Origin of the sequence: Micromonospora sp. WMMD710, assembly GCF_029626045.1 — a bacterium.
In the GTDB taxonomy this organism is placed as follows: Bacteria; Actinomycetota; Actinomycetes; order Mycobacteriales; family Micromonosporaceae; genus Micromonospora.
This window is the reverse complement of the sequence record NZ_JARUBD010000001.1, coordinates 4,752,190-4,766,160: the sequence shown is the minus strand read 5'-3', so window position 1 is coordinate 4,766,160 and position 13,971 is coordinate 4,752,190. Positions and strand designations below refer to the sequence as shown.

The following is a 13,971-nucleotide window of genomic DNA, read 5'->3' as shown; positions in this document are numbered from 1 at the left end:
GCGGCGGGGGTCGCAACGAGAGGGGTACGCATGTTCCGCGGAGCGCTCAACTTAGGTTACCCTCCCCTAACGAAGGCTGACCTTACCTGGAGGGGTGCGTGAAACGGAACTGGGAGGCCCTGGTCCTCAAGGCCATGGGAGGCCGGGACTTTCGGTTGACCGTGCTGGGCACCGAGTCGGTCGAGGGGCACTACCAGCGGCTGCTCGTCGACGGCGGTGGCCTGCTGGAGGCGTGCGGGGTCCACCCCACGATGTGGATCCGGCTGTGGTTCGACAACGACGGCCGGGCGCACCAGCGGGCGTACACCCTGGTGGATCCCGACCCGGCGACCGGCCGGTTCAGCCTCGAATTCGCCATCCACGACGGCTGCGCCGCCCGCTGGGCCACCACCGCGCAGGTCGGCGACACCATCGGCGCGACCGTCCAGGGCAGCGCGTTCGACCTGCCCGATCCCGCGCCCGGCCACCTCTACCTCATCGGCGACGCGGCGTCGCTGCCCGCGGTGAACAGCCTGCTCGACGCCGGCGCCGACATCCCCGCGACGGTCTGGCTGGAGTACGCCCACGAGGGCGAGAAGGCGCTCACGCCACGCGCCCGGGAGCACCACGAGGTCACCTGGGTGCCCCGGCGCGACGACGGTCGACACCTCGTCGACACAGTCTGCGCCGCGCTGCCGGCCACCGACGCGGCCCACTACTGGGTGGCGTGCGAGGCGGCCAGCACCCGCGGCATCACCAAGCACATCCGGCGGACGCTCGGCGTCGACAAGGACCGGCTGACCTCCCTGGGGTACTGGAGAGCGGCATGAGGGACCGGCTCGGCACCCTGACCGCGCTCTACGTCACCCAGTACCTCGGCATCGGGTTCATCACCGTCGGGTTGACCGCCATCCTGCGCGACGGCGGCACCTCGCTGGACACCCTGGCGTTGCTCCAGGTCGTCGGCCTGATCTGGCCCATCAAGTTCCTCTGGGCGCCGATCCTCGACCGGTACGGCTCCCGGCACCGAGGCCACTACCGGTCCTGGCTGCTCGTGCTCCAGGGCGCCCTGGTGCTCACGCTGCTGGCGTTGCTGCCGTTCTCCCGCCCGGCCGACGCGCTGGGCCCGGTCATCGCCATCTGTGCCGCGTACGTCTTCTTCTCCGCCACCCAGGACATCGCGGTGGACGCGGTCGCCGTCCGGCTGCTCAGCGAGTCGACGCGGGGGACCGGCAACGGGATCCAGGTAGCCGCGAGCTACCTCGGCAATTTGCTCGGCGGCGGTGCGTGCGTCCTGGTCTACGACCGGTTCGGCTGGGCGTCGGCGATCGGGCTGCTGGCCGTGCTGACGGCGGTAGGCCTGCTGGTGGTGTGGCGGTTCCGGGAACCGGTCCGCACCGACCGGGTCGCCCGGGTCGGTGTGGCGTACCGGGCGCTGCTGTCGGTGTTCGGCCAGCCGGGCTGCCGCTGGTGGACCTTCGGTGTGGTGCCGCTGGTCTACGTGGGTGCCGGGATGGCGTACGCGTTGGTCACCCCGGCCCTGGTCGACGCCGGTTGGTCCCTGGGCCGGATCGGTGTGGTCACCGGCGTGGTGACCAGCGCACCGGCCATCGTGGCCGGTCTGGTGGCGGGGCTGGGCATCGGGCGGTTCGGGCGCGGCGGTGTGCTCGTGGTCGGCGGCGCGGCCCTCGCGGTGTCGACGTTGCTGCTGCTGCCGTTGATGAGCGGACGCGCACCGCTGGGTGCGACGGTCGTCGCGCTCTGCTGTTTCATGGTGGCCTACACCGTCGCCAACGTCGTGCTCTACACGGTCAACATGGACTACTCCCGGCCCGGCACCGGCGGCACCGACTTCACCGTCCTGTCCTCGTTCGGGCTGATCTGCTCGTTCGTGGCCGCGTCCGTCGGTCTGGCAGCCGCCGACCGGGTCGGCTACCCCTCGGTCGCGGTCGCCGCCATCGTCCTGGTGGCCGCCGGGGTGGTCCTCGGGCTCGCCCACCAGCGGCGGTTCCCGCGCACCCCCGACCCGGCCGACGGGCCGGCCACCGAACACCCGTCGACGGACGGCGTGAAGGCAGCCGCGTGACCACAGTCCGATCGGTCGCCGCCGACCCGGCGGCGGCGCGGCTTCCGCACCGCTGGCTGATCCTGGCCGTGCTGTGCCTCGCCCAACTCGTCGTGGTGCTGGACAACACCGTGCTGACCGTGGCGGTGCCGGTGCTCGCCACCGAGTTGAACGCCAGCACCGCCGACGTGCAATGGATGATCAACGCGTACGCGCTGGTGCTGTCCGGGCTGCTGCTCACCGCCGGCAGCGCGGCCGACCGGTACGGGCGTCGCCGCATGCTGCTCACCGGGCTCGTGCTGTTCGGGGTCGGCTCGCTGGCCGCCGGGCTCGCCTCGACCAGTGGACAGTTGATCGCCGCACGGGCGGGCTGGGTGCCGTGCTGAACGCCCGGTTCGCCGCGCTGTTGCCGGCCGCGCTGGCCGGTGCCGGCTCGTTCCCCGCGGCCCTCACCGCCTCGCGGGTGGGGCCGGAGCGGGAGGCCGTCACCGCCGCGTTCGCCTCGGCGCTGGAGACCGGGCAGTTGGTGGGTGCGGCGGCGGTCCTGCTCGGCGGGCTGGTGGCCGCCGGATTGTTGCACCGGGCAGATCGTCCCGTATCAACTCAATAAGGGTAGGCTGCCCTAATGCGGCTGTACATCACCGCGCTCAACCCCACCGACGCCGTCCTGGACGGCTTCCTCCCGGCGGCGGCGTCGCTCGGGCTGCCGGTCACCGTGCTGACCGACCGGCCCGGCGAGTGGCCGTCCTGCACGGCGTCGGTGGTGCGGTGCGCGGTCCGGGAGGCGGCGGCGGTGGTCGCGGCGACGACAGCGGAGCGGCCAGCGGCGTTGCTGTCCAACAGCGACCACCTCCAGGAGGCCACCGCGGTCGCCGCACGCAAACTGGGGCTGCCCGGCAAGGACCCGGACGCCGCCCGCATCTGCAAGGACAAGGTCGAGGCCCGCCGGGTGGTCGCGGCGGCCGGGCTCGATCGGGTACGCACCGTCGCCCTCGACCCGGGTGCCCCACCCACCGTCGGAGAAGGCATGTTCCCGGCGGTGCTCAAACCCCGCTCAGGGGTGGCCAGCGAGGATGCCTACCTGGTGGCCGACGACCGGGAACTGGCCGCCCGGGTCACCGAGATCCGCAGCCGCCGGCCGGACGTGGCGCTCGTGGTCGAGGAGTACCTGACCGGCGAACTGCGGACCTTCGACACCCTCGGCGACGGCACGGCACTGGCCTCCCTCGGCGGGTGGCGCACCGCCCTGGGCCCGCCGCCGACCTTCACCGAGGAGAGCCTCGACTGGTCGCCCCCGGCGGAGCAGGCCGAGGCCCACCTGCGAGCCCGGCTCGACGCGCTCGGTGTCGGCTTCGGCGCCTGCCACACCGAGTACGTCGTCTCCGACGGCCGGGTCCGGCTGATCGAGGTGAACTACCGCCTCATCGGTGACCGGATGGACCTGATCCTCGCCGACCTGCTCGGTGTGCCGCTGTTCGAGTACGTCATCCGGCTGCACCTCGGTGAGCCGCTGGCCACCCTCGACCTGCCGGCCACCGTGGACGGGTACGCACGGGTCGAATACGTCTGCGCGGACCGGCCGGGCCGGCTCGCCGTCGCACCCGGCGCGATCGACCTGATGCACGGTGACGTCCGGCTGGGCTGCCGGCCGCTGCGCAAGGTGGGCCGGGTCGCCGACCACACCGGCACGAACCGGGACTATCTCGCCGTCCTGCACGGGATCGGTCCGGACCGGGTCAGCGTTCGGGCGTCCCTGACCGACTTCCGCCGCGATCTCCAGTGGACGATTGTCGAGTGAACGACGACTGTGAGCGGGAGGTGTTCGCGCGGGTGCTGGACGCCCTGCTGCGTGAGGATCACCTCGGCCTGGCCAGCCGTGGCCGGGCGGTCGGGTCGGGTTGGTGGGAGGTGTCGCACGGCGCTGGCCTGGTGCGCATCCCGGTGCGGGCGGACGGCTTCCAGCAGGCCCTGCGCAGCGCCGCGCCGACGGTGTACGTCGTCGACGGGACGGGCACCCACCGGACCGACACCGTGGACGGGTTGCTGACGCTGCTCGCTCCGCACGACGACGTCGAGGCCGAGGCGGGCTGGCGGGACTTCGGCGCGGAATGTCGCGCCGACCTGCGCGCCCGCCGCCTCGCCGCCGCCGCCCGGTCACAGGTGTTCGCCACGGTGGCCGTCGAACGCCGCACGACCCGTACCGGCATGCCGGGGGCGCTCCTGGACGACGTGCTCGCCGCCCACCACGGCCACCCGGTCTACCCCACCGACCGCTGCCGGCACGGCCTGACCGACGACGACCTGCTCCGGTACGCCCCGGAGCACGCCCCGCGCTTCACGCTGCGCTGGTACGCGGCACCCGCCGAGGAGGTGCGACTGGCCGGCGTCCTCCCGCCGTGGTGGCCGCCCGCGCCGCGTCCGGATCAGGTGCTGATGCCGGCGCATCCGCTGACCGCGGCACGCGACGCGCTACCGTCGGTCGCGCTGCCGGCGATCTCCGTACGGCCCACCCTGTCGATGCGGACGGTGGCGCTCGATGAGGACCCGTACCTGCATCTGAAGCTGCCGCTGCCCACCGCCAGTCTCGGCGCCCGCAACCGGCGGACGCTGGACCCGGGCTCACTCGCCGACGGCGCGGCCGTCGCCGGGCTGCTCGACCGGATCGCCGACGGGGAGCCGGCGTTCACCGGCCGGATCCGGCACGCCGACGAGAGCACCCACGCCCACGTCGACGCCGACGAGCGGCGCGGCTTCCTGCTGCGGCGGTTCCCCCGGGACCTCGACGGGGTCCAGGTGGTGCCGGTCGCGGCCCTCGCCGCACCCGATCCGGTCGCCGGCACCGTCCTCGAACGCGTCAGCTCGGGCCGGCCCGAGGCGCTGCTGGAGTCCTATCTGGACCTGCTGCTCGACTGGCACGTCTTCCTCTGGCTCCGGCACGGCGTGGCCCTCGAAGCGCATCCACAGAACATCCACCTGCTGATCCGCCCCGACGAGACGGTCGGCCTGCTCTACAAGGACAACGACGGCGCGCGCCTCGACCCCCGCCACCACGGGCCGGCCGGGCTTCCGCTGGCCGACGAGCGGATGTGGGCGCGCGATCCGCGAGAACTGGCCGACGTGTTCATCACCATCACGCTGCACCTCGCCGCGGCGGCACCCCTGATCGCGCTGGCCGCGCGGGGCCTGCCCGTACCCGCGCCGGCCGAGGCGCTGGCACCCCGACTGGCCGCCGCCCGGGACCGCTGGGGCGACGGGCCGCAGGTGCGTTCCTTCACCGAGCGGGTCCTGCGGGCCGCTCGACTACCTGTCAAGGCGATGCTCACCGCCGGCACCCTGCTGCCCAAGCAGCGGTTGGGCTGCACCGACATCAACAAGTACTACCTGCGCACCGGCCCGAACTACCTCCGGGAGACACCATGACGAGCGCACGGCTGCGCTCCCGGCCGGGCGTCGACACCCGCCAGCTCGCCGACCTGTCCGCCGCCCACGCCGTCTACGGCTGCCTGGTCCGCGAGGTCGGCCTCCCCGCCGGCGACACGACCGTGCTCGACGGTTGCGCGCACCTGCTGCTGCGGCACCTCGACGTCTCGTTGCGGTGCGCCGTCACGCGAGTCTCGCCACTCGGCGCGCACCGCTACGACGGCCCGGTGCAGCGGATGACAGACGGCAACCGGTGGGAGGACGTCGACGCGGACGCACTGGCCGGCCTGGCCGCGGCGGAACTGACCGCGCGTACCGGCCTGGCCAACGACGAGTTCGTCGGCCAGGTCCGGGCCAGCCGCGACACCGTGGCCCGGCTGCTGGCCGATCGGCCGGCGTGGGATCCCACCCCCACCAGCGACGCCGCCATCGACGCGTACGTCGACTCCGAACAGTCGCTGGTCCACGGCCACCCGCACCACCCCGCGCCCAAGTGGCGCAGTGGTGATCCGGACCGCTGGCAGGGGTACGCGCCGGAACTGCGCACCGCGTTCCGGCTGCGCTGGCTCGCCGTACCGGATGATCTCGTCGCGGGCGACGGACCGTTCGATGCGCTCGTCGCCGCCCTCGACCCGCCGCCGTCCCCGGCCGGGCACCGGGTGCTGCCGGTGCATCCGTGGCAGCTGTCGCTGATCCCACCGACCTACCCGGGATTGCGTGACCTGGGGGAGGGCGGTGTTGAAGTCCGGCCGACGGCGAGCGTCCGCACCGTCTACGCGCCGGACGCGGACCTGTTCGTCAAGACCAGCCTGCACGTACGGATCACCAACTGTCTGCGCAAGAACGCCCGCTACGAACTCACCGGGGCGGTGGCCCTGACCGACCTGTTGGCCCAGGTGCCGATGCCGGACGGGGTCGGGCTGCTCGCCGAGCCCGCCTACCGGACGGTCGACGTCGCCGGGGCGGACGAGGCGTACGGAACGATCCTGCGCACCGGCCTGCGCCCACATCTGCGACCGGGGGACACCCCGATCCTGGCGGCGGCACTGGCCGCCGCACCGCTGGCGGTGCCGGACCCGGTCACCTGGTGGCGGGAGTACGTGGAACTGCTGGTGCCGGCCGTCCTGCACTGCTGGCTCGGTCACGGCGTGGTGCACGAGGCGCACCTGCAGAACGTCGTGGTGGTGCTCGACTCCGCGCGACGGCCGGTCCGGATGCTGCTGCGCGACCTGGAGGGCGTCAAACTCGACACCGGCCGCTGGACCAGCTGGCCGGACGGCGTCCCACCGCAGGTCGGCTACGACGCGCGGTCCGCCCGGCGCAGGGTCGTGTACTGCCTCTTCGTCAACCACCTGGCCGGTCTGTGCGGTGCGCTCGCCGACGCGTGGCCGGGGATCGAACCGCGGCTGTGGCGGGAGCTGCGCGCCGTCGTCGCGGCGGTGGCCGCCGACCTCGACGACCCTCCCGAACTACGGGCGCTGCTGGACGGGGAGCCGCTGGTGGCGAAGGCGAACCTGCTGGTCCGGTGGCGCCGCGCCGCCGATCGCGCCGCGCCCTTCGTGTCGGTGCCCAACCCGTTGGCCGGGCCACGGTGACCCGACCGCTCTACGTCCACGACCTCGACGCCTTGGCCACGCACGCCCGGTCGATCAGGGACGCGCTGCCCCGGCGGGTCGAGCTGCTCTACGCGGTCAAGGCCAACCCGGATCCGGGCGTGCTGCGGACCCTCGCCGGAGTCGTCGACGGGTTCGAGGCCGCCAGCCGTGGCGAGCTGCGCCGGCTGGCCGAGGTGCTGCCGGGCCGGGCGCCGGCCGCGTACGCCGGTCCGGGCAAGACCGACGAGGACCTCGCCGCCGCCCTCGCCGCCGGGGTGCGCCGCATCCACGTCGAGTCACCGGCCGAGCTGCGGCGGCTCGGCGCGCTGGCCACCGCCACGGGCCGGACGGCCCAGGTGCTGCTGCGCGTGAACCTGCCGGTCGACGCGCCCGGCGCGAGCCTGGTCATGGGTGGCGGCCCCAGCCCGTTCGGCATGGACCCGGCCGACGCGGTCGAGTGCGCCCGCCGCCCGCCCGCCGGCATCGAGGTACGCGGTGTCCACACGCACCTGGCCAGCGGGCTGGACGCCCCACTCGCCGGGGCGGTCGCCGCCGCCGTGGTCCGCTGGGCGGTCGCCGACGTCGCCGCCGCCGAGGTCGACGTCGGCGGGGGCATGGCCGTCGACTACACCGATCCGGCGGGGCGATTCGACTGGGCCGGCTACGGCCGAGCGCTGGCGGGCGTCGCCGACGCGTACCCGGGTCTGCGGCTGCGCATCGAGCCGGGGCGGTCGGTCACCGCCTACTGCGGGGCGTACCTCACCGAGGTCATCGACGTGAAGCGTTCCTACGGCGAGTGGTTCGTGGTGGTGGCCGGCGGCACCCACCACCTGCGCACGCCGGCGGCCAAGGGGCACGCGCAGCCGTTCCGGGTGTACCGGCGCAGCGGTGCCGACGGCCCGCGCACCGACGGCGGGCCGGTCACCGTGGTCGGGCAGCTCTGCACTCCGAAGGACGTGCTGTCCCGGTCGGCCACCGCCGGGCCGATCGGCGTGGGTGACGTGCTGGCCTTCGCCATGGCCGGCGCGTACGCCTGGAACATCAGCCACCGCGACTTCCTGCTGCACGAACCTCCCCTGTTCCGCATCGGCGATCCGGACGAGGTGGCAGCCGGGTGGGCGGCGGGGTCGCCACCGTCCTGAACCCCGCCCCGAGACATCGCTTGTTATCGATAACATGCTATGTTTTCTCCCGGGGAGCGAAGGGCACGCTCCCGGTCACCTCAACCAGCCGGCGTGGACGCGCCGAGGGGGTTTCCACCCTCCCGCCGCCCACCCGGTCGGTGACTCGGTCCGGGCCACACCGTCGATGCCCGGCGACCCCAGCAGGTCGCCGGACGACGTCGCCCCGGCCGCATGTCCAGCTTCCGAAGCCCCGCCGCAGGCAGCCCTCGGCCCGGCTCGACTCCTGGCGCCAGGTGGATCGCGGGCGACTGGCATCGCACCCACCACCGGCACCTGACGCCCCTTCGCAAGGAGTCATGCAATGGCGAAACGTAGACATCTCCTCACCTCCATCGCGGCCGCGGCGGTGCTCCTCGCGGCCGCCGCCGGCGGCGCACTGAGCGGCGGCCTGCACGCGGCGGAAGTGGCGACGAACGGCACCCTCGCGGCGACCGCCGGCTGCGGCAAGGCCCCCACGCTGACCAGCGGGACGCGCACGATCCAGAGCAGCGGACAGAGCCGTACCTACAACCTGCGGATCCCTGACGGGTACGACCGCAACCGCCCCTACCGGCTGATCTTCGGCTTCCACTGGTTGAACGGCTCGGCCAACAACGTCACCTCAGCCGGCTACTACGGGCTTCAGCCACTGTCGAACAACAGCACGATCTTCGTCGCGCCGCAGGGCCTCAACGCCGGCTGGGCCAACACCAACGGTCGGGACCTGACCCTCTTCGACGACATCTCCCGCCAGATCGAGAACGACCTGTGCGTCGACACGAGCCAGCGCTTCGCCCTGGGTTGGAGCTACGGCGGGGCCATGAGCTACGCGGTGGCCTGCGCCCGGCCCGACGTCATCCGCGCGGTCACCGTCCTGTCCGGCGCCAACCTCAGCGGTTGCAACGGCGGCACCCAGCCCGTGGCCTACTTCGGCATCCACGGCATCTACGACAGCGTCCTGAACATCTCGCAGGGTCGGCAACTGCGCGACACGTTCGTCCGGAACAACGGCTGCACCGCGCAGAGCCCACGCGAACCGAGCCGCGGCAGCCTCACCCACATCACCACCACCTACTCGGGATGCCGGGCCGGTTACCCGGTCCAGTGGGCGGCGTTCGACGGGGACCACACCCCCAGCCCGGTCGACGGGTCCGGCAGCCCCAACGACTCCCGGACGTGGACGTCGGGCGAGATCTGGAGGTTCTTCAGCCAGTTCGAGTCGACCACGCCCCCGACGACCCCGCCGCCCACCACCCCGCCCCCGACCACCCCGCCGCCCACCGGCGAGCCGGGCACCTGCGCCGCCACCTACCGGACGCTCAACACCTGGCCCGGCGGCTTCCAGGCCGAGGTGACCGTCGCCAACACCACCACCACGACACTGAACGGCTGGACCGTGGGTCTGACCCTGGCCAGTGGTCAAGCCATCAGCAGCCTGTGGAACGGCACCAACACGGGCACCACCGGCAGCGTCACCGTCCGGAACGCCGCGTACAACGGCACGGTCGGCCCGAACGCCTCGACCACGTTCGGATACACCGCCACCGGTAACGGTGCCACCGCACCCGGCGCCATCACCTGCACCAGCCCCTGAGCAGGGCTGACCGGGCCCGGAGCCAGAGGGCTCCGGGCCCACAGGTGGCCCGGGGAGCGGCTGGTCAGTGTCTGAAGCGGGGTGGGGACGGGCGCTCGGAGGGCCTGCCCTTGGCACGCAACGTGTCGGAGGTGGCGATGCACGCGAGGACGAGTACGGCGGTGCCGGCCACGGCCAGCGGTGGCAGATGGGTCATCGCCGGCGCGGCGGCGACGAGCGCCAGCGCCCCGATCAGCCGGGAGCGGGACACGCGGGCGAACACGGCGTATTCGGCCAGCGCACGTCCGACCAGGAACAGGATCGGCCCGCCGAGGATGACGAGAACCCAGGCCGCCTCGGTCCGCCCCCACGGATGTTTGATCACCAGTTCGTACCCGACGGCGACGGCCACGATGCCGGCCACCATCAGGACGTGCGCGAGGAACGCCTCCCGGACGAGGCGGGCGGGGTCGGAGGACGCGTTGATCGCCTCGGGCAGCAGTTGGCCCGCCTTGAAGAGGTAGACCCGGAACAGCAGCACGGTGGTGATGAACGAGACCGAGAGCGCCGCCGCGGCTCCACCGCTACGAAAGGACGCGTCGCTGTAGGCCGAGCCGGTCGCCAGGATCAGCTCACCGAGAGCGATGATGAAGAACTGTCGGTAACGCTCGGACAGGTACTCGGCCAGGACGGGCCACTGGCCGGGGGTGGGCAGGGTCCAGGGGGCGGGGTAGAACAGCAGCAGTGCCGTGCCGTCGATGGCGATGGCGAGCGCCCACAGCGGCCCGCGGGCCGGATCCGGCAGGATCGCGCCGGCGATCCACGGCACGGCCGACACGCTGAACCAGAGGAGCACCCCCGCCGCCCTCCGCTGAGCCCGGTGGCCACGCAGCACCGGCACGAGGACGGAGCCGCGGACGAGGTGGACCGCAACGTACGCGCCGGCGAAGACCAGGCTCCCGTCGCCGAACGCCCGCGGCACCGCGACCGCCATCATCAGGGCGCCGAGCATCGCCGCGTACACCAGCAACTGGAGTTGTGGCCGCTGCGGATCGTAGATGTCGGTGACCCACGCCGTGACGAACCAGAGCACCAGGAAGGCGAGCAGTAACAGCAGGCTCTCGCCCGTTTCGGTGAGGACCATCCGCCCTTCGGTGAGATCCTCGACCAGCCGCTGGGAGACCCGGTTGAGAGCGAAGATGAAGACCAGGTCGAAGAAGAGTTCCAGCAGGCTCGGCCGCTGCGGTTGCCCTGGCTTACGAAGCAGCGCTGCCGCCCTTGTCGACATGGACCGTCCGTTTCTGCCGGCATCGTCCGTCTTCCGGGTATTGGTACCACGCTTTGCGGATCATTGAGCCGATACCGGACGAGTGCCGCCGGTGGTCCGGCTGAATCCCGGCCGTTGCACTCATCGACAAGTCTCTACATCTTGGCAGCGACGCAAGCCTCCGCTACCGTCCATGGGAACGCTCCCATCAATGTGGATACATCAATGTCATCTGGAGGTAACACGTCGTGGCTAGCCTCTCCTCGCTCCGCCGCAGATCGGTGGCAGCCAGCCTGGCGGCCGTCGCGGGCGCCACCCTGGTCGGCGTCTGCCTCACCGTCGGCAGCGCCTCCGCCGGCACGCTGTCCGGATCGCTGTATCGCGACCCGAGTTCGGCGGTCGTCCGCTGGGTCGCCGCCAACCCCGGCGACTCGCGTACCGCCGTCATCCGCGACAAGATCGCGAGTCAGCCGCAGGCCCGCTGGTTCGCCAACTTCAACCCGTCGACCGTGCAGTCCGAGGTCTCCGAGGTCATCGGCGCCGCCAACGCGGCGCAACAGATCCCGGTGCTGGCGGTGTACGAGATCACCAACCGGGACTGCGGCGGGGCCAGCGCCGGTGGGGCACCGGACCTCAACCAGTACCAGACGTGGGTGTCCAACTTCGCCAGAGGGCTCGGCAACCAGACCGTCATCATCATCCTGGAAACCGACTCGCTCGCCCTGCAGACGTGCCTGAGCGGCAGCGAGCTCAACGCGCGCAACCAGGCGATCACGACGGCCACCCGGACCATCAAGTCGGGCAACCCCAACGCCAAGGTGTACCTCGACGGCGGCCACTCCACCTGGAACAGCGCGGGTGAGACGGCCAACCGGCTCCGGGCGGCCGGGGTGCAGTACGCCGACGGCTTCTTCACCAACGTGTCGAACTACAACTCCACCTCGAACGAGGCGAACTTCGGCCGCTCGGTCATCTCCGCCCTCAACGGCATGGGCATCACGGGCAAGCGCCAGGTCATCGACACCAGCCGCAACGGCGGTGCCAGCGGAGACTGGTGCGGCGACGACAACACCGACCGGCGCATCGGGCAGTACCCGACGACCAGCACCGGCGACAGCAACATCGACGCGTACCTCTGGGTGAAGCCCCCGGGCGAGGCCGACGGCTGCCGCTACACGGCCGGTTCGTTCCAGCCCGACCTGGCCTTCAGCCTGGCCAACGGCGCGCCCAACCCGCCCACCACCACGCCACCGACGACCACCCCGCCGACGACCACGCCTCCGACCACCACCCCGCCGACGACGACCCCGCCGACCACCCCGCCCCCGAACACCACGCCGCCGGCCGGTGACGGCTGCTATGCGTCGGTGGCGCTCAACCAGTGGGCCGGGGGCTTCACCGCGAGCGTGACGGTCACCGCCGGCAAGTCGGACATCAACGGCTGGACCGTGACCATCGCGCTGCCCGCCGGCACCACGGTCACCGGCACCTGGAACGCCCAGGCCAGCGGCACCAGTGGGACCGTCGGGTTCACCAACGTGAGCTACAACGGACGGATCCTCGGCCGGCAGTCGACCAACTTCGGCTTCCAGGGCACCGGCACCGGCCCGGGCGTGACGGCCACCTGCGCGACCGCCTGACCCCACCCGACGACGCGGCCCGGCCCGGAGGACCACCCTTCGCGCCGGGCCCGTCCCGTTCAGCGGCGAAACGGCCGGCGCCGGAACGTCAACCCGGCTCACCGGCGGCCGACCGCCGGCCCGGAATCGGTCTGGTGTGTTCGAGGCGTGGCCCTGGGCTGGGCGAACGGTGATCCGGGTGACACGGGGTGGACGTGGGCCACTCCCTGCCACCTCAGGTGGACCCCAAGGTCGCGAGACTGTGCCCTCGCGCCCTCGTAGCTCAGGGGATAGAGCATCGGTTTCCTAACCCGACGCTCCGTGTGTAGCCGCAGGCCGATGACCTGCGGCTTCTCTCTTTCCAGGCTTCCTGCGCCGGTCGCACCCGCGCGCCGCTGTGATCGCCTGCGGCAGCTCAGCAAAGTGCGTAAGCACTGTTCAGCGCCACTTTCCCATCGACCGCCGTGGCGGTCTCTTGCGACCCGCTGCGCCCGGCCCGGCGTCGGCCGCACCCCACTCTGGACCGTGTTGATAGCAAAAGCTTCGCAACTACGTAATGGCGGCAGCAGTGGGCGGGTGCTCCGGCAACGCGATGATCTGCACCACCGCCGGGGTGCCCGCCCAACTCTGCGACGACGATGGTGTGAGGAGCTGCTGGTGGCCGTCTACTCTCTGCCCGACATGCCCTACGACTACGGCGCGCTGGAGCCGGCGATGTCCGGCGAGATCCTGGAGCTGCACCACAGCAAGCACCACGCCGCGTACGTCGAGGGAAGCAACGACGCCATGGAGCAGCTCGCCGAGGCCCGGGACAAGGGTGACTTCGCGGCGCTGGTCGGGTTGGAGAAGACGTTCGCGTTCAACCTGTCGGGGCGCGTGCTGCACTCGATCTTCTGGAACAACCTGTCCCCGGACGGCGGTGACCGCCCCGACGGTGAGCTGGCCGCGGCGATCGAGGAGCACCTCGGTTCCTTCGACGGTTTCGCCGGCCAACTGTCGGCGGCGACGAAGGGCGTGCAGGGCTCCGGTGGGGTGTCCTGGCCTGGGAGCCGCTGGGGCAGCGGCTGATCGTGGAGCAGGTCTACGACCACCACGGCAACGTCGGGCAGGGCTCCACGCCGCTGCTGGTGTTCGACGCGTGGGAGCACGCCTACTACCTGCAGTACCGCAACGTGCGCCCGGACTACGTCGACCGGCTGTGGAACCTGGTCAACTGGGCCGACGTCACCGCGCGCTTCGAGGCCGCCCGCGCCGCCGCGCCGAAGCTCTGACCGGCGTGACCGGTCCGGT

12 protein-coding genes and 1 pseudogene are annotated in these 13,971 nt (G+C 72.1%); 12 read left to right on the top strand and 1 reads right to left on the bottom strand.

Annotated elements, in window-relative coordinates:
• The first annotated feature begins 98 nt into the window (after positions 1-98).
• The 9 genes and pseudogenes from O7620_RS21960 (at position 99) to O7620_RS21920 (ending at position 9,816) form a co-directional block, all read left to right on the top strand.
• Complete coding sequence (locus O7620_RS21960; protein ID WP_278124831.1) at positions 99-809, top strand: siderophore-interacting protein; 711 nt, start codon at positions 99-101, stop codon at positions 807-809.
• Positions 806-2,065, top strand: coding sequence for an MFS transporter (locus O7620_RS21955; RefSeq protein WP_278124830.1), 1,260 nt, complete (start codon positions 806-808; stop codon positions 2,063-2,065). The genes O7620_RS21960 and O7620_RS21955 overlap by 4 nt, the downstream gene beginning before the upstream one ends.
• Positions 2,062-2,415: pseudogene (locus O7620_RS21950) on the top strand (MFS transporter); the annotation flags it as partial. The gene O7620_RS21955 and the pseudogene O7620_RS21950, both read left to right, overlap by 4 nt.
• Positions 2,416-2,423: 8 nt before the next feature.
• Positions 2,424-2,654, top strand: coding sequence for a hypothetical protein (locus O7620_RS21945; RefSeq protein ID WP_278124829.1), 231 nt, complete (start codon positions 2,424-2,426; stop codon positions 2,652-2,654).
• Positions 2,655-2,669: 15 nt separating this feature from the next.
• The gene (locus O7620_RS21940) at positions 2,670-3,842 is read left to right on the top strand and encodes a siderophore biosynthesis protein (RefSeq protein ID WP_278124828.1); all 1,173 of its coding nucleotides are present in this window, start codon (positions 2,670-2,672) and stop codon (positions 3,840-3,842) included.
• Positions 3,839-5,464, top strand: coding sequence for an IucA/IucC family siderophore biosynthesis protein (locus O7620_RS21935; protein ID WP_278124827.1), 1,626 nt, complete (start codon positions 3,839-3,841; stop codon positions 5,462-5,464). The genes O7620_RS21940 and O7620_RS21935 overlap by 4 nt, the downstream gene beginning before the upstream one ends.
• A complete protein-coding gene (locus tag O7620_RS21930) occupies positions 5,461-7,059 on the top strand; it encodes an IucA/IucC family protein (RefSeq protein ID WP_278124826.1) in 1,599 nt (532 codons plus the stop codon). The genes O7620_RS21935 and O7620_RS21930 overlap by 4 nt, the downstream gene beginning before the upstream one ends.
• Positions 7,056-8,201, top strand: coding sequence for an alanine racemase (locus tag O7620_RS21925; RefSeq protein WP_278124824.1), 1,146 nt, complete (start codon positions 7,056-7,058; stop codon positions 8,199-8,201). Before O7620_RS21930 ends, O7620_RS21925 begins: the two co-directional genes overlap by 4 nt.
• A gap of 343 nt (positions 8,202-8,544) precedes the next feature.
• The gene (locus tag O7620_RS21920; RefSeq protein ID WP_278124823.1) at positions 8,545-9,816 is read left to right on the top strand and encodes a cellulose binding domain-containing protein; all 1,272 of its coding nucleotides are present in this window, start codon (positions 8,545-8,547) and stop codon (positions 9,814-9,816) included.
• A gap of 64 nt (positions 9,817-9,880) precedes the next feature.
• Here the strand turns inward: O7620_RS21920 and O7620_RS21915 are convergent, their stop codons facing one another.
• Complete coding sequence (locus O7620_RS21915; RefSeq protein WP_278124822.1) at positions 9,881-11,083, bottom strand: low temperature requirement protein A; 1,203 nt, start codon at positions 11,081-11,083, stop codon at positions 9,881-9,883.
• A gap of 260 nt (positions 11,084-11,343) precedes the next feature.
• Here O7620_RS21915 and O7620_RS21910 point away from each other — a divergent pair, with 260 nt between their 5' ends.
• The 3 genes from O7620_RS21910 (at position 11,344) to O7620_RS21900 (ending at position 13,952) form a co-directional block, all read left to right on the top strand.
• Entirely contained in the window at positions 11,344-12,702 is a 1,359-nt protein-coding gene (locus O7620_RS21910; RefSeq protein ID WP_278124820.1) for a glycoside hydrolase family 6 protein, read from the top strand.
• Positions 12,703-13,338: 636 nt separating this feature from the next.
• Complete coding sequence (locus tag O7620_RS21905) at positions 13,339-13,749, top strand: hypothetical protein (protein WP_278124819.1); 411 nt, start codon at positions 13,339-13,341, stop codon at positions 13,747-13,749.
• A gap of 2 nt (positions 13,750-13,751) precedes the next feature.
• Complete coding sequence (locus O7620_RS21900; RefSeq protein ID WP_278124818.1) at positions 13,752-13,952, top strand: Fe-Mn family superoxide dismutase; 201 nt, start codon at positions 13,752-13,754, stop codon at positions 13,950-13,952.
• The last annotated feature ends 19 nt before the right edge of the window (positions 13,953-13,971 follow it).